The 15,767-nt window shown below is 74.0% G+C and carries 15 protein-coding genes; 8 read left to right on the plus strand and 7 right to left on the minus strand.

Annotated elements, in window-relative coordinates; genetic code table 11:
• Window positions 1-190: 190 nt before the first annotated feature.
• Window positions 191-2,137: an ABC transporter ATP-binding protein gene (locus J7462_RS06200; protein WP_219462566.1), complete on the minus strand. Its 1,947-nt coding sequence runs from the start codon at window positions 2,135-2,137 to the stop codon at window positions 191-193.
• Window positions 2,138-2,371: 234 nt separating this feature from the next.
• On the opposite strand from J7462_RS06200, the gene pgi reads away from it, so the two are divergent.
• The 4 genes from pgi (at window position 2,372) to J7462_RS06220 (ending at window position 6,575) form a co-directional block, all read left to right on the plus strand.
• A complete protein-coding gene (pgi, locus tag J7462_RS06205; RefSeq protein WP_219462568.1) occupies window positions 2,372-4,009 on the plus strand; it encodes a glucose-6-phosphate isomerase in 1,638 nt (545 codons plus the stop codon).
• A gap of 150 nt (window positions 4,010-4,159) precedes the next feature.
• Window positions 4,160-4,861 (plus strand): FadR/GntR family transcriptional regulator, encoded by a 702-nt coding sequence (locus J7462_RS33190; protein WP_219462578.1) that lies wholly within the window; start codon window positions 4,160-4,162, stop codon window positions 4,859-4,861.
• A gap of 119 nt (window positions 4,862-4,980) precedes the next feature.
• Window positions 4,981-5,808, plus strand: coding sequence for a sterol desaturase family protein (locus J7462_RS06215; RefSeq protein ID WP_219462579.1), 828 nt, complete (start codon window positions 4,981-4,983; stop codon window positions 5,806-5,808).
• 146 nt (window positions 5,809-5,954) lie between these two features.
• The gene (locus J7462_RS06220; RefSeq protein WP_219462582.1) at window positions 5,955-6,575 is read left to right on the plus strand and encodes a lysoplasmalogenase; all 621 of its coding nucleotides are present in this window, start codon (window positions 5,955-5,957) and stop codon (window positions 6,573-6,575) included.
• On the opposite strand, the gene J7462_RS06225 is transcribed toward J7462_RS06220, so the two are convergent.
• The 4 genes from J7462_RS06225 to J7462_RS06240 all read right to left on the minus strand — a co-directional run bounded on the left by J7462_RS06225 (window position 6,568) and on the right by J7462_RS06240 (window position 10,509).
• Window positions 6,568-7,407 (minus strand): ATP-grasp domain-containing protein, encoded by an 840-nt coding sequence (locus tag J7462_RS06225; protein WP_219462583.1) that lies wholly within the window; start codon window positions 7,405-7,407, stop codon window positions 6,568-6,570. The two genes, J7462_RS06220 and J7462_RS06225, sit on opposite strands and share 8 nt — an antisense overlap.
• A gap of 202 nt (window positions 7,408-7,609) precedes the next feature.
• Entirely contained in the window at window positions 7,610-8,038 is a 429-nt protein-coding gene (locus J7462_RS06230) for a YkvA family protein (RefSeq protein WP_219462585.1), read from the minus strand.
• Between the two features lie 142 nt (window positions 8,039-8,180).
• Entirely contained in the window at window positions 8,181-9,905 is a 1,725-nt protein-coding gene (locus tag J7462_RS06235; RefSeq protein WP_255597605.1) for an acyl-CoA dehydrogenase, read from the minus strand.
• A gap of 52 nt (window positions 9,906-9,957) precedes the next feature.
• The gene (locus J7462_RS06240; RefSeq protein ID WP_219462588.1) at window positions 9,958-10,509 is read right to left on the minus strand and encodes a PadR family transcriptional regulator; all 552 of its coding nucleotides are present in this window, start codon (window positions 10,507-10,509) and stop codon (window positions 9,958-9,960) included.
• Window positions 10,510-10,633: 124 nt separating this feature from the next.
• Between J7462_RS06240 and J7462_RS06245 the strand changes: the two genes are divergently transcribed.
• Window positions 10,634-10,933, plus strand: coding sequence for a hypothetical protein (locus J7462_RS06245; protein WP_219462590.1), 300 nt, complete (start codon window positions 10,634-10,636; stop codon window positions 10,931-10,933).
• Window positions 10,934-11,159: 226 nt separating this feature from the next.
• Here the strand turns inward: J7462_RS06245 and J7462_RS06250 are convergent, their stop codons facing one another.
• Window positions 11,160-12,194, minus strand: a complete 1,035-nt coding sequence (locus J7462_RS06250; protein WP_219462593.1) for an ABC transporter substrate-binding protein — start codon at window positions 12,192-12,194, stop codon at window positions 11,160-11,162.
• A gap of 72 nt (window positions 12,195-12,266) precedes the next feature.
• Between J7462_RS06250 and J7462_RS06255 the strand changes: the two genes are divergently transcribed.
• Genes J7462_RS06255 through J7462_RS06265 form a run of 3 tightly spaced genes read left to right on the plus strand, consistent with a single transcriptional unit; the run spans window position 12,267 to window position 15,233 of the window.
• Window positions 12,267-13,340, plus strand: a complete 1,074-nt coding sequence (locus tag J7462_RS06255; RefSeq protein ID WP_374197563.1) for a FecCD family ABC transporter permease — start codon at window positions 12,267-12,269, stop codon at window positions 13,338-13,340.
• Window positions 13,337-14,401: an iron chelate uptake ABC transporter family permease subunit gene (locus J7462_RS06260; RefSeq protein ID WP_219462594.1), complete on the plus strand. Its 1,065-nt coding sequence runs from the start codon at window positions 13,337-13,339 to the stop codon at window positions 14,399-14,401. The genes J7462_RS06255 and J7462_RS06260 overlap by 4 nt, the downstream gene beginning before the upstream one ends.
• A gap of 43 nt (window positions 14,402-14,444) precedes the next feature.
• A complete protein-coding gene (locus J7462_RS06265; RefSeq protein ID WP_219470065.1) occupies window positions 14,445-15,233 on the plus strand; it encodes an ABC transporter ATP-binding protein in 789 nt (262 codons plus the stop codon).
• Here J7462_RS06265 and J7462_RS06270 read toward each other — a convergent pair.
• Window positions 15,206-15,766 (minus strand): GerMN domain-containing protein, encoded by a 561-nt coding sequence (locus tag J7462_RS06270; RefSeq protein ID WP_374197564.1) that lies wholly within the window; start codon window positions 15,764-15,766, stop codon window positions 15,206-15,208. The genes J7462_RS06265 and J7462_RS06270 overlap by 28 nt on opposite strands.
• Between the last annotated feature and the right edge of the window lies 1 nt (window position 15,767).

Genomic DNA, 15,767 nt, shown 5'->3' on the forward strand with positions numbered 1-15,767 from the left:
ACGGTGAGGGGTGCACCGTCCCGACCTTTCGCCCGAGTGCGGTGGCCGGCCCGGGGAGGCGGGGTGGTCGCCCGGAGGCCACACCCGCCTGTGCCGTCGCTCAGCCGCCACCGCCGAGGTCGAGGGGTTACCAGGTGACGCTATCGAAACATCCCCAAGAGTTCAACGAACGTCGATGCCTGAGCCGCCGTCACTCGGTGGCGGCGAGGTAGCCGCTCGCCTGCAACTCGAACAGCTCCCGGTAGGGCCCGTCGGCGGCCATCAGCGTGTCGTGGTCGCCCTGCTGCACCAGCCGACCGTGGTCCATCACGAAGATCTGGTCGGCGTGCCGGACGTTGGCCAACCGGTGGGTGATCAACACGACCGTCCGGTCGGGCCGCCGCCGCAGGTGCTCGAAGAGCGCGTGCTCGGCGCGGGCGTCGAGGGCGGCCGACGGCTCGTCGCAGATCAGCAACCGGGCGTCGCGGTAGAGGCCCCGGGCGGCCACCAGCCGCTGCCACTGCCCGCCGGAGAGGTCGTGGCCGTTCTTGAACTCCCGGGCCAGCAGGGTGTCGTAGCCGAACGGCAGCCCGGCGATCATGTCGTGCGCGGCGGCCGACCGGGCGGCGTCCTCGACGGTCGGGCCGGCCGCGTCCGGGGGCCGGTCGTGCCGGCCGATGCGGATGTTCTGCGCGGCGGTGAACGGGAACTTCCACCACTCCTGGGTCATCACCGCCACCTGGGCGGCCGTCGCCGCCGGGTCCAACTCGGCGACGTCGACGTCGTCCCACCGGATCACCCCGCCGGTGGGCCGGTAGAGGCCGGCGATCAGCTTGGCCAGGGTGGTCTTGCCGGAGCCGTTCTCACCGACCAGGGCGATCACCTCGCCCCGCCGGATGGTCAGGCTGACCTCGTCCACCGCCGGGGCGTCGGTGTCCGGGTAACGCAGGCTGACCCGGTCCAGCTCGATGTGCTCGAAGCCGGCGGTGGGCCGCCCCTGCCCGGCGGCGGTGCGGCTGTCGGCCCGGTCGAGGAAGTCCCGGTAGTCCTGGTAGTAGAGGGCGTCCTCGTAGAGGTTGTTGGTGGCGTAGACGGCGAGCGCGAGGCTGCTGCGCGCCGACTGGAGGGCGAGCAGGGCGGTCGCCGCCGCGGCGAGCGCGACCACGCCGGTGAGCAGCAGCCCGCCGAGCACGGCGTAGACCGCGAAGGCCGCGATCCCGCCGACGGACATCCCGACGGCCCTGGTCCGGCTCTGCGCCCGGGCCAGCCGCAGCAGCGCGGCCGTCTCGACGGTCATCATCCGGCGGAACTCGGCGAGCAGGAAGTCCCGCATCTGGTAGGCGCGTACCTCGGCGGCGGTGTGCCGGTTGGCCATCAGGTGGGCGAGCATCCACATCCGGCGGCGGCGGTTGATCCGGGCCAGCATGTCCAGGTACTGCCGGCGGGCCATCCGCACCGCGGTGACCGCCTCCGGCACGGCAGCCAGCAGCAGGCAGGGCAGCAGCACCGGTTGGATCACGGTCACCGCGGCGGCGGTGGCCAGCACGCCCACCACCCCGGTGATCAGGTTGACGGTGTGGTCGACGATCGACGCCGCCTCGGCCATCCCCCGGTCGCGGACCCGGTCCATCTCCTCGGCGAAACCGGCGTCGTCGAAGGCGGCCAGCTCGACCGCCGTGGTGGTCTCGAACAGCCGCAGCTCCACCGCGTAGTTGATCTGTGGGATCAGCCGGGCCTGCGCCCAGCCGGCGGTGACGGTCAACGTGCCCTTCACGGCCACCGCCGCGGCGGCCAGGACCAGCGCGGGCAGCGCGGCCCGGACCCGGTCGGGCGTCGGACCGGCGGCGAACAACTCGCGCAGCACCCCGGTGGTGGCGAGCAGGCCGAGGGTGGTCATCACCCCGGCGGCGAGGTTCAGACCGATCGCGGCGAGGGTGTCGCGACGGTTGGTCGCCCAGGCCAACGCGATGGCCTCGCGCACCAGCCGGGGCAGCCGGCGGGCCACCGACCGGAAACTGGTGTGCGCGAACTCGGTGGCATGGTGCATCCATCCGCCGTCCGCCAACTCCGGCAGATCCAGCCCGGCCTCCGCCGAACCGGCCTCCGCCGCAGGCTCGTCCGTGGGGGTCGAACGGCGGGGGCCGATCACCGTCGCCATGGGTCCTCCCGGGCCGAAGGGGGCAGGGCACGGCGAGCCTACTGTCGGCGACGAGGCGATGTCGCCCCGTGGTCGGCGTGTCGTACACCTGTCGCATTGGCGTGTCGCCGGCCACCCCGGGGCGGCGGCTGCGCCGGGTCGCGTCGCGTGGCCGCGCCCCGGGTGGCAGGCTGGGACGCGAACCGTCGGCGGCACCACGCGCCGACGACCGTCGTGAAGGAGAAGATCGACCCGATGGCTGCGAGTGTGACCACCACCGACGAATGGCAGGCGCTGCGCAAGCACGCCGAGACGATGCGCGGCACCCACCTGCGGGAGCTGTTCGCGGCCGACCGGCAACGGGGTGAGCGGCTCACCGGCGAGGTCGCCGACCTGCACGTCGACTACAGCAAGCACCTCGTCACCGACGAGACCATCGGGCTGCTCACCGCGCTGGCCGGGCGGGTCGGGCTGACCGACCGGATCGCCGCGATGTTCGCCGGGGAGCACATCAACTCCACCGAGGACCGGGCCGTGCTGCACACCGCGCTGCGGCTGCCGCGCGACGCCGCACTGACGGTGGACGGGCAGGACGTGGTCGCCGACGTGCACCGGGTGCTGGACCGGATGGCCGCGTTCAGCGAGCGGGTCCGCTCCGGGCAGTGGCGCGGGCACACCGGCGAGCGGATCAGCACGGTGGTCAACATCGGCATCGGCGGCTCCGACCTCGGCCCGGTGATGGCGTACGAGGCGCTCAAGGCGTACCGGGACGGCGGGATCGCCTGCCGGTTCGTCTCCAACATCGACCCGACCGACATCCACGACAAGACCCACGACCTCGACCCGGCGAGCACCCTGTTCGTGGTGGTGTCGAAGACCTTCTCCACGCAGGAGACGCTGGCCAACGCCGAGCAGGCCAAGACGTGGCTGCTGTCGGGCCTGGACGCCGACGACGACGCGGCGATCGCGAAGCACTTCGTGGCGGTGAGCACCAACGCGGGCCGGGTGGCCGACTTCGGCATCGACCCGGAGAACATGTTCGGCTTCTGGGACTGGGTGGGTGGCCGCTACTCGCTGCCGTCGGCGGTCGGGCTGTCGGTGATGCTGGCGGTCGGGCCGGACCGGTTCCGCGAGCTGCTGGCCGGCTACCACGCCGTCGACGAGCACTTCCGTACCGCGCCGGTGGAGCGGAACCTGCCGGCGCTGCTGGGCCTGCTCAACGTCTGGTACGTCGACTTCCTCGGCGCGCAGACCCACGCCGTGCTGCCGTACTCGCAGTACCTGCACCGGTTCCCGGCGTACCTGCAACAGCTGACCATGGAGAGCAACGGCAAGTCGGTGACCCTGGACGGCACGCCGGTCGACCACCCGACCGGGGAGATCTTCTGGGGCGAGCCGGGCACCAACGGCCAGCACGCCTTCTATCAGCTCATCCACCAGGGCACCGTGCTGATCCCGGCGGACTTCATCGCGTTCAGCCAGCCCAACCACGACCTGGGCGAGATGCACGACCTGTTCATGTCGAACTTCTTCGCGCAGACCGCCGCACTGGCCTTCGGCCGGACGGCGGAGCAGGTCGAGGCGGAGGGCACGCCCGCCGAGGTGGTGCCGCACCGGGTGATGCCGGGCAACCACCCGACCACCTCGATCATCGCGCCGAAGCTCACCCCGTCGACGCTGGGCCAGCTCATCGCGCTCTACGAGCACATCGTGTTCACCTGCGGCGCGGTGTGGAACATCAACCCGTTCGACCAGTGGGGGGTGGAGCTGGGGAAGGTGATGGCCAACCAGCTCGCGCCGAAGCTGACCGGGGACGCGCCGGACCTGTCCGACGTGGACTCCTCCACGGCGGCGCTGATCAGCCGCTACCGCCGGGAGCGCGGTCGGGCCTGAGGTCCGCGCGGCCGTTGCGGGCACCCGGCAACGGTCACCGGTGAGGTCCGTCGGGACGGCGGCCGGGTCACCCGACCCGGCCGCCGTTTCTTTCGGTACGACTGGTCCAACCAGTTGACGGGTTGATGGGTACGCCGGCACACTGCTGCCGTGGCCTTCGTCCCCGTGCCCCGCAGCTCCGTCTCCGACCACGTCTTCGCCCAGCTCCGCGACGCCATCGTCAGCGGGCGGCACGCCCCGGGCGACCCGCTGCCCGGTGAACGCGAACTCGCCGCCGCGTTCGCCGTCAACCGGCACGCCGTGCGGGAGGCGCTGCGCCGGCTCCAACAGCTCGGGCTGCTGCGGGTCAGCCAGGGCGGCGTCACCCGGGTGCTGGACTGGCGGGTGCACGCCGGCCTCGACCTGGCCCTGTCCCTCGTCCAGTCCGGCGACGTGCTGCCGGTGGAGCACCTGGTCCGGGACATGCTGGAAATGCGCGCCTGCGTCGGGGTCGACGCGGCCCGGCGCTGCGCCGTCCGGGCCACCGGGGCGGTGGGGCGGGTCGTGGTCGACACCGTGGAACGGTTCGCCGCGCTCGCACCCGACCTGGCCGCCATGGCCGAGGCGAACATCGCGCTGTGGCGGCACATCGTCACCGGCAGCGGCAACACCGCCTACCTGCTCTCCTTCAACAGCCTGGTGGCCGGGGCGCTGGCCGTCGGGGAGGTGCCGCCGCAGCGACGCGCAGCCGAGTTGCTGGACGTCGCCGGGCACCGCCGGCTGGCCGCCGCGATCGCCGACGGCCGGGGCGACGACGCCGCCACCGAGGCCCACACCCTGCTCACCGCGTCCCTCACCGCCCCCACCGGCTGACCGCCACCCACCCGCCGACCGCTACCCACCCCGACCCGCCGACCGCTACCCACCCCGACCCGCCGACCCGTCCCGGGCGTCCACCCCCGCCGCCCGTCCCCCGGAAGGGAACGTCGCGCATGATCCCCGCCGTGCTCTACGCCGTACCGGCGTTCCTGCTGCTCATCGCCGTCGAGGCGTGGTCGTACCGGTTCGCGCCGGACGACGACGAACGCGGCTACGAGCGGCGGGACACGACCACCAGCCTCACCATGGGCGCCGGCAGCCAACTGATCGGCTTCCCGTGGAAACTGCTCACCGTCGGTCTCTACGTCGCGCTGTGGACCGTCGCCCCGGTGCAGCTCTCCCCCACCAGCGTCGGGACCTGGGTGCTGCTGTTCCTCGCCGACGACCTGGCCTACTATTGGTTCCACCGCACCCACCACGAGGTACGCCTGTTCTGGGCCAGCCACGTGGTGCACCACTCCAGCACGCACTTCAACCTGTCCACCGCGCTGCGGCAGAGCTGGACGCCGATGACCTCGCTGCCGTTCTGGCTGCCGCTGGCGCTGCTCGGCATCCCGCCCTGGATGATCTTCCTCCAGCAGTCGGTCAGCCTGCTCTACCAGTTCTTCCTGCACACCGAGCGGATCGACCGGCTGCCCCGACCGGTCGAGTGGGTCTTCAACACCCCGTCGCACCACCGGGTGCACCACGGGGCGAACCGCGAGTACCTGGACCGCAACTACGGCGGCATCCTGATCGTCTGGGACCGGCTCTTCGGCAGCTTCGCCCCGGAACACACCCCCGTCCGGTACGGGCTGACCACGAACATCGGCACCTACAACCCGCTGCGGGTGGCCACCCACGAGTACGCGGCGATCTGGGCCGACGTCCGGCGGGCCGGCTCGTGGCGGCACCGGCTCGGGCATGTCCTCGGCCGCCCCGGTTGGCAGCCCGCCCGATGAGCCACTTTCGACCCGACCGCCCACCCGGGCGTCCCGGGCCGCACCAGGCGGGGGCCGGCGCGTCTCCGGCGGGAGTGCCGGTGCCGCCACCGCCGACCGGGGTGCCAGAGCCGGCGGGGGTGCCACAGCCCGCAGGGACGACCGGGGTGGCGGGACGGTGGCTTCTCGGGTCGTTCGGGCTGGTCACCGCCGTGGAGCTGACCGGGGTCGCGCTCGACTCGACAGCGGTGCAGTGGGCGGCCAAGCCGCTGCTCGCCCCGCTGCTGCTCGGCTGGCTGCTCGCCGTACGGCGGCGGTGGGACCCGGTGGCGACCGGGCTGGTCTGCGCGACGGCGGGTGACGTGGCGCTGCTGGTCCCCGGCACCACCGCGTTCCTGATCGGGATGGGGTGTTTCCTCGGCACCCAGGCTGCGTTCCTGGTGGCGTTCCTGCGCCACCGGCGGCCACCGGCGGGGGCAGTCGCCGGATACCTCACCCTGTGGGCGGCGGGGAACGCGCTGCTCTGGGGCCGGCTGGGCGACCTGCGGCTGCCGGTGCTCGGCTACAGCCTGGCGCTGAGCCTGATGGCCGCCGCCGGCTGGGGGGTGTCCCGGCGGGTGGCCGCCGGAGGTGCGCTGTTCCTCCTGTCCGACCTGCTGATCGGGGTCGAGGCGACGGGTGTCCGACTGCCCGGCCACGGGCTGTGGGTGATGACCACCTACCTGGCCGCGCTGCTGCTGATCACCACCGGCTGGGCGGGTCGCCCGGCACCGACCGCCGTCAGGTGAGGGCGGCGACCAGGGCTTGCGGGGCCATGGTGGACGGGCGGTCGCTGACCTGGCCGTCGCCGATCTCCACCAGCCGCCACCGACCGTCGGCATGCCGGGCCAGGTCGGCGGTGACGAACGGCAGACCGAGCGCGGACAGCACAGGGGCCAGCGGCCCGGTGTCCACCGGGGCGTCGGGAAGCTCCCCCGGGGTGTCCGGGTGCGGGCCGGTGAGCACGCACCGGCCGGCGACCCACCAGGTGCGCACCTCGACACCGGACAGCGGCTCGAACCGGCGCAGCACGAAACCACCGGTGAAGTCGTCGTCGCGCAGTTCGCGCAGCCGGGTCGCGATCCGCCAGGCGGCCTCCGCGTCGGCCAGCTCGGGGACGAAGCACGCCTCGTGCCAGTGGTGCTTGGCAGACTTCGTCCAGTCGCGCAGCACGGCCGGGCCGGCGCCCAGCCCGGCTCGCGCCCGGTCGAAGTCGGCCCGGTCGACGCCGACCGTCCAGCGGGACTCGGGGGTGAGCGTCGCCGCGGTGGCGTACCACCCGGGCAGCTCGTGGGCACGGCGGTACTGGTCGGGGTCGGTGCGTAGGGTCACCTGCCGGGCGCGGAGCGCCTCGGCGAATCCGGCGTACCCGGTGGCGGACAGCATCCAGCCCCGGTAGACCGCGTCGTCGTCGGCGGGGACCCCGGCGACCGCCCGCCCCGGGTCGCGGCCCGCCGCGAGCGCGTCGTGGTCGACGACGGCCACCCGGTGGCCGGCCTCGCGGGCGGCCTGTGCCTCCGGCGCGAAGTGCGGGTCCGCTCGACGGGGGCGCAGCGGGTCGGCGGGGACGATCAACAGCATGCCCGCATCCTCCCCCAGCCGCGCCACCCCGGGCCGCACGCCCCGGGCGGTGCGGCTCCCCGCGTCGGGGGTGGCTGAGCCGGCAGGTCGGCTCCGGGCGGTGCGGCTCTCCGGGCCGGGGGTGGCTGAGCCGCCGGGTCGGCGAGTCGGCCTGGGCGCGGGCCGTCGCGGGCCCCGACCGGTGCGGCGCGCGGCTGCGGCGTCAACCCGCTGCCGGCCGGTCGCCGTCGGGCGGGCGGATGCCGGTCAGCCGGCACAGCGCGGCGAAGCCGTCCTCGGTGCCCGGCCAGTGCCGGCGTACCGCGTCGACACCCGCCCGGCGGACCACCGCGCGCAGCACCGCGGCCACGATGATCGCGTCGTCGGCGTACCCGATGACCGGAACGAAGTCCGGGATCAGGTCGATCGGGACCGCCAGGTAGGCCATCAGCAGGCCGAGACGCACCCGTACCCCGCGCGGCAGGGTGGCGTCACCGGCCAGCCGGCGCAGCAGCCGCAGCAGGTCCGGCAGCAGCCGCAGCGCCTCCCTGAGCAGCGCACCCCGGGGCCGCACGATCAGCAGGCCGACCAGCAACGCCGCCCAGGTGGCCAGCGCCGCGACGGCGACACCGAGCAGGACGTCCCGGAGCATCTGCTGACTCCCTCCCCGCCGGACGACCTCCCGGAACGGGCCCGCCGCCCCGGCCCGGACCAGCGGCGCGACACCCGGGTCCGTTCCCCGCCGACGGGCCGACACCCGCACGGCATCCCACCACGGGACACCACGGGCGGGATCAGGGGGTCATCTCGTATCGGCCGGCCAGGGCCTGGACCCGGGACCAGACCCGGCCGGCGCGGGCCGCGTCGGCGACCGGGCGACGGACCTGGGTCAGCGCCCAGGCGGCCTGGGCGTCGGTGGTGGTCGGCTTGCCGTGCAGTTCGGTGGCGTGGCCGGCGAAGTCGCGGACCAGGACGTCGAAGATCTGGTCGAGCAGGTCGACGTCGAGCCCGGTCGCCCCGGCCTGCTCCAGGATGAGCTGACCGTAGACGACCAGCGCGAAGAGCTGCCCGAGGGCGAGCAGGAAGTCGAGGTCACCCTGCTGCTCCTCGCCCGGCGGGTGGGCGGCGAGCAACTCGCGCAACCCGTCGGCCTGGGCGGTGAACCGGGCCACGTTCGGCACCTCGGCCCGGGCGGCGTACGCGGCCCGCCAGTCGTGGAACCGGATCGCGCCCAGACCACGCGCCGGGCCCTGCCGGAACAGGAACCCGTCGTCGGCCGGGTCGTGCCGGGTGGGCACCGGGGGAAACTCGGCCGGGGCGAAGAAGTAGTTCGCCATGAACTTCAGGATCAGCGCCAGGTTGACGTGCACGGTGCCTTCGAGCTTGGGCAGCCCCCGGATGTCCCGGGCGGCCTTGTCGAAGTAGGTGTCCGCCTCGAACCCCTTGGCGGCGATGACGTCCCAGAGCAGATCGATCACCCGCTCGCCCTCGGTGGTCACCTTCATCTTGGTCATCGGGTTGAACAGCAGGTAACGCCGGTCGTCGGGGCCGGCCGAGCGGAAGTAGTCCACCGCCCGGTCGCTGAACAGCTTCATCGCGACCAACCGGGCGTACGCGTCGGTCAACTCCCGGCGCACGTGCGGGAAGTCGGTGACCCGCCGGCCGTAGAGCACCCGGCGGTGGGCGTGGGTGACCGCCTCGTACATGGCGTGTTCGCAGATGCCGATGCTGGCGGTGCAGAGGTTGAACTTGCCGACGTTGACGGTGTTCAACGCGGCGTCGAACGCAGCACGGCCGGTGTGCAGCACGTCCTCGGCGCGCACCGGGTAGTCCTCCAGCCGGAACTCACTGACGTACATCTGCGCGTTGACCACGTTGCGGACCAGCCGGTACGCCGGGTGCCGGCTGTCGGCGGCGAAGAAGACGTAGCCGTCGGGCCCCTCGACGTCGGCGCGGCGACCGAAGACCGAGACCAGCCCGGCGACGTTGCCGTTGCCGATGTAGTACTTGCCGCCGGTGGCCCGGAAGCCGTCCGCGCCGTCGGGGGTGAGCAGCATGTCGGTGGAGTAGATGTCGGCGCCGTGGGCCCGTTCGGAGAGGCCGAACGCCATCACGTGCCCGTCGTCGAGCAGCCCCGCCGCGCGGGCGCGGACGGCGGCGTTGTCGCTCTGCCAGACCGGGCCGAGACCGAGGACGGTGACCTGCCAGGTGTACCAGTAGCCGAGCCCGTAGAAGCCGAGCACCTCGCTGAGCGCGGCGTTGCGCGCGGTGTCCCAGCGTTTGGCCGGGTCACCGCCACCGTCGGCGGCCGGGGTGCAGAAGGCCGCGAACAGCCCCTGCGCGGCGACGAAGTCGAGGAAGTCGGCGTACCAGGTGTGGTCGTTGTAGCTGTCGACGAGCGCCTTCTTGCCCCGGCGCTCGAAGAAGTCGACCGTGGCCCGCAGCAGCCGGCGGGACTCCTCGTCCAGGTGGTCGGGGTCGTAACGGTGCGGGTCGAGCAGCAGGTTGTCGTCGGTCATCGCGAGGTGGTCCCTTCTCCGAAGGTGGTCAGCGGTCGGCGCGTGCGGGTGGTCAGTGGTCCAGGCCGCGCAGGATGGCCAGGACGTCGTCGAGCCAGGCCAGCACCATCCGCTCGTACGCGATGCCGCCGCGCAGCACGACGTGCTGGAGGGCGGCACGGTCGTCGCCGGAGACGCCCCCGGGGAAGTCGCGGCGCTCGCCGGCCAGGTAGCGGGCCAGCACCGCCTCGTGGTCGGCGCGGTACCGGGCGACCTCGACGAGCAGGGCGACCCGGCCGGCCCGGTCGGTGAAGGCGGCCCCCCGGACCTTGACGGCGAGTTCGTGGCGCACCGCCTCCGGTTGGACCTCCTCGCGGAGCCAGTCGGTGAGCACGGCGTGGCCGGTGCCGGTGACCGACCAGCGCCGCTTGTCGGGCCGGCCGTGCTGGCCCACCTGTTCGGCGGTGATCCAGCCGTCGGTCCCCATCCGGGCGAGCACCCGGTAGATCTGCTGGTGGGTGGCGGTCCAGAACCGACCGATGGAGCGGTCGAACCGGTGGGCCAACTCGTAGCCGGAGCCCGGCTGCTCCAGCAGCGAGACCAGGATCGCGTGTTCGAGGGCCATCCCGGCATCCTGCTATGCAACGAGTTGCACAACAAGGGTGGAGTGGTGATCCCCACCAAGGTCGGTTGGTTTTGCCACCCGACCCGGTGGAGACTCTTCTCCGGTACCGACAAAGGGGGAGACCATGCCCGACACCGACCGCCCGCAGCGACATACCCGCGCCGCCGTGCCCGCCGGGGTGACCGATCCGCTCCTGTGGCGGATGGCCCTCGACGTGATCGACGCACACCATCCGGACCAGGCGGGGCGTTGCGACAACCTGCTCTGCGAGCACCAGGAGTGGCCCTGCGACGCCGCGCGCAACGCGCAGCGGGCGCTGACCATGGCCGGTGACACGACGACCGGCGGCGCCGACGACCAGCGCACCGGCTGGGAGCAGCCCGGTCGGGCCGCGCGTCGCACCCGGTCCGTCGAAGCGGCCTGAACCGGCTTCCGTCGTCCTGTCCGCACCTGCGGCGGCTGGCGCACCGCAGCGGCGGACGGAGACGACCGCACCGGCACACCACCGGTGCAGCGGTCGGCACGGTGACGCCCGGTGGCGGGGTGTCCGCACGCGGGCACCCCGCCCACCACCGGTCGCGCCGGGCGACGGTCCGCCCGCTCTCGACGGGCCGACCCGGCCGGGCGGCTGCGGCGATCCGGTGGCAGCCTCAGCCGAGACGCTTGGCGGAACGGATCGCGGTGGCCAGGCTCTCCAGCAGCGGGGCCGCGCCCGCGTACGAGAAGCGGGGCACCGCGTCCCACGGGGTGACCTGGTTGGCCCGGACCGCCGGCAGCTGCGCCCAGGTCGGCTTGGCCGCGAGGTCCTTGGGCTGCAACGCGGTGGAACGGTTGTCCAGCAGGATCAGGTCGGCCGGGAACTTGCCGGCGTTCTCCCAGCTCAGCGCCTCGAAGTAGTCGCCGGACTCAAGTTTGGTCGGCACCACGATCTCCACGCCCAGCTCGGCGAAGTACATCAGGTCCGTGCTGACCTTCGGGTTGGAGACGTAGAACAGGTCGGGGCTGCCCGAGGAGGCCATCACCCGGATGCCCGGGTTGGCCTTGACCGCCGCCCGCACCTGCTCGGCGGCGGCCTCGAAGCGGGCCTTGGCCTCGGTGACCTTCGTGGCCGACAGGTCCGCGCCGAGCGAGCGGGCCAGCTCGGCATAGCGCTCGATCGGGCGGGTCATCGGAGTCCGGGCGGTGGTGATCGCCACGCTCGGCGCGAGCTGGAGGATCTTGTCGCGGCTCTCGTCCGGGACGTACCAGAGGGCGTCCGGGTCGTACATGTGGGTGACCAGCAGCTCGGGGCGCAGCGCGGCGTACTTCTCCACGTTGAACTCACCCCAGACGTTGCCGAGCACGGTGACCCGGTCGACGTCGAGGTCCCCGGCCTGCGGGTCGCGGGAACCGTCGGTCCGGGTGGTCTCCCCGAACACGCCCACGAGCTGGGAGTCGAGTCCGAAGTCGACGAGCGCGGCGGCCACCCCGGTGAAGGCGACCACCCGGGTCGGCGCGGCGGGCGCGTCGACCTTGCGCTGCCGGTCGTCGGTGAAGCTCCACGGGCCGGCGGAACCACCGGCGGCGGGCTTCGCCGGGTCGTCGCTCCCGCCGCAGGCGGCGAGGAGGGCGGTCAGGGCCACGCCACCACCGGCGGCGAGCAGGCCGCGGCGGGAGAGTCGGGGTGAGGACGAGGAAGGCAGCATGTGGCGTCTTTCGGTCAGGCCGGAGCCGCGCCGGTCCGCGACGGCATGGTTAGGGTAACCTAACCTAAATCGCTGTCAACAATCGGCGCGCGCCACTCTCGCCCCCTGGAGCCGACACTGTCCGCCACCCTGTCCCCACCCACCGTCCTGCCGGGAGCGACGACGAACCGTCGGCGCACCGGCGTCCGGACCGCCGGGCTCGGCGCGGGCCTGCTGCTGCTCGTCGCGGTGGCGGTGCTGAGCATCGCCGTCGGCGCGAAACAGCTCACCCTGGTCGAGGTGTGGCACGGTCTGACCTCCCCCACCTCCCCCGAGCATGCGGTGGTGCAGCAGATGCGGCTGCCCCGTACCCTGCTCGGGCTGCTCGCCGGGGCCGCCCTCGGGGTGGCCGGCGCGCTGATGCAGGCCCTCACCCGCAACCCCCTCGCCGACCCCGGTCTGCTCGGCATCAACGCCGGAGCGTCGGCCGCCGTGGCCACCAGCACCGCGCTGCTCGGCGTCGCGACGGTGCGGGGTTGGATCTGGTTCGCCCTGCTCGGCGCGGTCGTCGTCACCGTGGCGGTGCACGCGGTCGGCGGCGGCCGGCAGGCCACCCCGCAGCGGCTGGCGCTGGCCGGGGCCGCCCTCAACGCGGTGCTCTACTCGTACGTCAGCGCGGTGATGCTGCTCGACGCGGCAGCGCTGGACCGGCTGCGGTTCTGGACCGTCGGCTCGCTGGTCAACGCCGACTTCACCACCGTCGCCACGGTGGCCCCGTTCATCCTGGCCGGCCTGCTGGTCGGGCTGGCCGGGGCCCGCCCACTCAACGCCCTGGCCCTCGGCGACGACGCGGCCCGCGCGCTCGGCGCCCGCCCCGCCCTGGTCCGGGCCGGCACCGTCACCGCGGTCACCCTGCTCTGCGGCGCGGCCACCGCCGCCTGCGGCCCGATCGTCTTCGTCGGCCTGCTCGTCCCCCACCTGGTCCGCGCCCTGACCGGCCCCGACCTGCGCTGGCTGCTGCCCTACGCGGCGGTGCTCGCCCCGGTGCTGCTGCTCGGCGCCGACGTGCTCGGCCGGGTCCTCGGTCGACCCGGTGAACTCCAGGTCGGCCTGGTCACCGCCGTGCTCGGCGGGCCGCTGTTCCTGCGTCTGGTGGCCCGCCGATGAGCCGCGCCCGCGCCACCGCCGCACCGACCCGCCCACCGTCCCGGGTGGTCCGCATCGGCACCCGCTCGGTGCGCTGGCGCGGCCGGTCCCTGGTGGTCGGACTGGGGGCCACCGCCCTGGCCGTCGTCCTCGGGGTGCTCGCCATCGGTGGCGGCGACTACCCGATGAGCCCCACCGACGTGCTGCGCACCCTCACCGGCGGCGGTAGCGCCGCCGAGGACTTCATCGTCGGTGAGCTGCGGTTGCCCCGACTGGTGACCGCGCTCGCCGTCGGCGCCGCCCTGGCGCTGTCCGGCGCGGTCCTCCAGTCGCTGGTCCGCAACCCGCTGGGCAGCCCCGACGTGCTCGGGGTCACCCAGGGCGCGGCCACCGGTGCGCTGATCGTGGTGGTTGCCGGGGGCGGCACCCTGCTGCTGTCCGGCGCGGCGCTGCTCGGCGGCCTCGCCACCGGCCTGCTGCTGTGGGCGGTGGCCGGCCGGCACGGCCTGCACGGCTACCGGCTGGTGCTGGTCGGCATCGGCACCACGGCGATCCTCACCGGCGTCAACGGCTGGCTGCTCACCCGGGCCCCGCTGATGGACGCGGCCCGCGCGGTGCTCTGGCTCACCGGCAGCCTCGACGGGCGGGGCTGGGCGCAGGCCGTCCCGCTGCTCGGCCTGCTGGCGCTGCTGACGCCGGTGGTGGTCGGCACCGCCCGGGCGCTGTCGGTGATCGAACTGGGTGACGACACCGCCACCGCGCTCGGGGTGCCGGTGTCGCTGGTGCGGCAACTGCTGCTCGGGGCGGCGGTGCTGCTCGCCGCCGGGGCGGCCGCCGCCGCCGGGCCGGTCTCGTTCGTCGCCCTGGTCGCGCCGCACCTGGCCCGCCGGCTCACCCGGGCGCCCGGCCCCAACCTGGCCGCCGCCGCCGCGACCGGGGCGGTGCTGCTGCTCGCCGCCGACCTGGCCGCGCAGCGGGCGATCGACGGCCACCAACTGCCCGTCGGGGTGGTCACCGGCCTGGTCGGCGGGGCCTACCTGGTGTGGTTGCTCGCCGCGCAGGGACGCGCGGCCCGGATCTGAGGAGGACACGGTGACCGAGGACAGTCGACTCGGTGGGGTCGGGCTGACCCTGGCCTACGAGCGGCGGGTGGTGGCCCGGGACCTGTCGGTCGCCGTGCCCGACCGGTCGTTCACGGTGGTGATCGGCCCCAACGCCTGCGGCAAGTCCACCCTGCTGCGGGCCCTGGCCCGCACGCTGCGACCGACCGCCGGCACGGTGCTGCTCGACGGCCGCGACATCCACTCGCTGCGCTCCCGGGAGGTGGCCCGCACCCTCGGCCTGCTCCCGCAGTCGTCGGTCGCCCCGGAGGGCATCACCGTGGCCGACCTGGTCGCCCGGGGCCGCTACCCCCACCAGGGCCTGCTGCGCCAGTGGTCCACGCAGGACGAACAGGTGGTGACCGCGTCGATGGCCGCCACCGGCGTCGGTGAGCTGGCCGACCGACCCGTCGACGAACTCTCCGGCGGGCAGCGGCAGCGGGTCTGGATCGCGATGGCGCTGGCCCAGCAGACCTCCCTGCTGCTGCTCGACGAACCCACCACCTACCTGGACGTCGCGCACCAGATCGAGGTGCTCGACCTGTGCGCCCGACTGCACGAGGAGCAGGGCCGCACCCTGGTCGCGGTGCTGCACGACCTGCACCACGCCGCCCGCTACGCCACCCACCTGATCGCCATGCGCGACGGTCGGGTGGTGGCCCAGGGGGACCCGCGCGAGGTGGTCACCGCCGCGCTCGTCGAGGAGGTGTTCGGGCTGCCCTGCCGGATCGTCGAGGACCCGGAGACCGGCACCCCGCTGGTCGTACCCCGGGCCCGGCGCGGTCGTCAGTCCGGACCGGTGGCGGCGGGGTAGTCGGCGGCGGTAAACGGGCCCGACGACAGCGAACCGTCGGCCCGGGGCACCTCCAGCGGCCGGCCCCGCCGCAGGAACGACACCCCGGCGACGTCCGGTCGGCTGTCCAGGGTGCAGACGATCTGACCGTAGGCCAGCACCTCGTCGCTGCGACCGGACTCCTCCCCCAGTGGCTCCACCTCCACCTGGGCCCGCCCGTCGACCAGCCGGGCGCCCAGCACGTGCACCGCACCGGGCAGGGCGGTGCCGAGGCCGGCCACCCGCTCCGCGTCGTCGGGGCCGGCCAGCAGCCGCCGCAGGTGCCCGTCCACCCCGCCGGACGCGTCGACCTGCCGGACCACCCGGACCAGTCGACCGGCGCGGACCAGGCAGAACGCCTGTTCCACCCGACCCGGCACACTGCTCGCCGCCGGTGCGGCCGGCGGCCCGAACGGCGGCTCGACGGCCCGGGGCCGATCGTCGGCCGGCACCCCGCACCCGGCGAGCAGCAGGGCCGCCACCGCCGGCAGCAGCCACCGCCACGACCACGGCAAC

This window comes from Micromonospora sp. RL09-050-HVF-A, assembly GCF_019374995.1.
GTDB classification, from domain to species: Bacteria; Actinomycetota; Actinomycetes; order Mycobacteriales; family Micromonosporaceae; genus Micromonospora; species Micromonospora antibiotica.

Excerpts from the sequence above, each read along its gene's own strand:
- J7462_RS06245 (WP_219462590.1), top strand. The coding sequence starts at position 10,634 with ATGCCCGACACCGACCGCCCGCAGCGACATACCCGCGCCGCCGTGCCC.
- pgi (WP_219462568.1), top strand. The coding sequence starts at position 2,372 with ATGGCTGCGAGTGTGACCACCACCGACGAATGGCAGGCGCTGCGCAAG.
- J7462_RS06235 (WP_255597605.1), bottom strand. The coding sequence starts at position 9,905 with ATGACCGACGACAACCTGCTGCTCGACCCGCACCGTTACGACCCCGAC.
- J7462_RS06215 (WP_219462579.1), top strand. The coding sequence starts at position 4,981 with ATGATCCCCGCCGTGCTCTACGCCGTACCGGCGTTCCTGCTGCTCATC.
- J7462_RS06240 (WP_219462588.1), bottom strand. The coding sequence starts at position 10,509 with ATGGCCCTCGAACACGCGATCCTGGTCTCGCTGCTGGAGCAGCCGGGC.
- J7462_RS06230 (WP_219462585.1), bottom strand. The coding sequence starts at position 8,038 with ATGCTCCGGGACGTCCTGCTCGGTGTCGCCGTCGCGGCGCTGGCCACC.
- J7462_RS06225 (WP_219462583.1), bottom strand. The coding sequence starts at position 7,407 with ATGCTGTTGATCGTCCCCGCCGACCCGCTGCGCCCCCGTCGAGCGGAC.
- J7462_RS06200 (WP_219462566.1), bottom strand. The coding sequence starts at position 2,137 with ATGGCGACGGTGATCGGCCCCCGCCGTTCGACCCCCACGGACGAGCCT.
- J7462_RS06260 (WP_219462594.1), top strand. The coding sequence starts at position 13,337 with ATGAGCCGCGCCCGCGCCACCGCCGCACCGACCCGCCCACCGTCCCGG.
- J7462_RS06250 (WP_219462593.1), bottom strand. The coding sequence starts at position 12,194 with ATGCTGCCTTCCTCGTCCTCACCCCGACTCTCCCGCCGCGGCCTGCTC.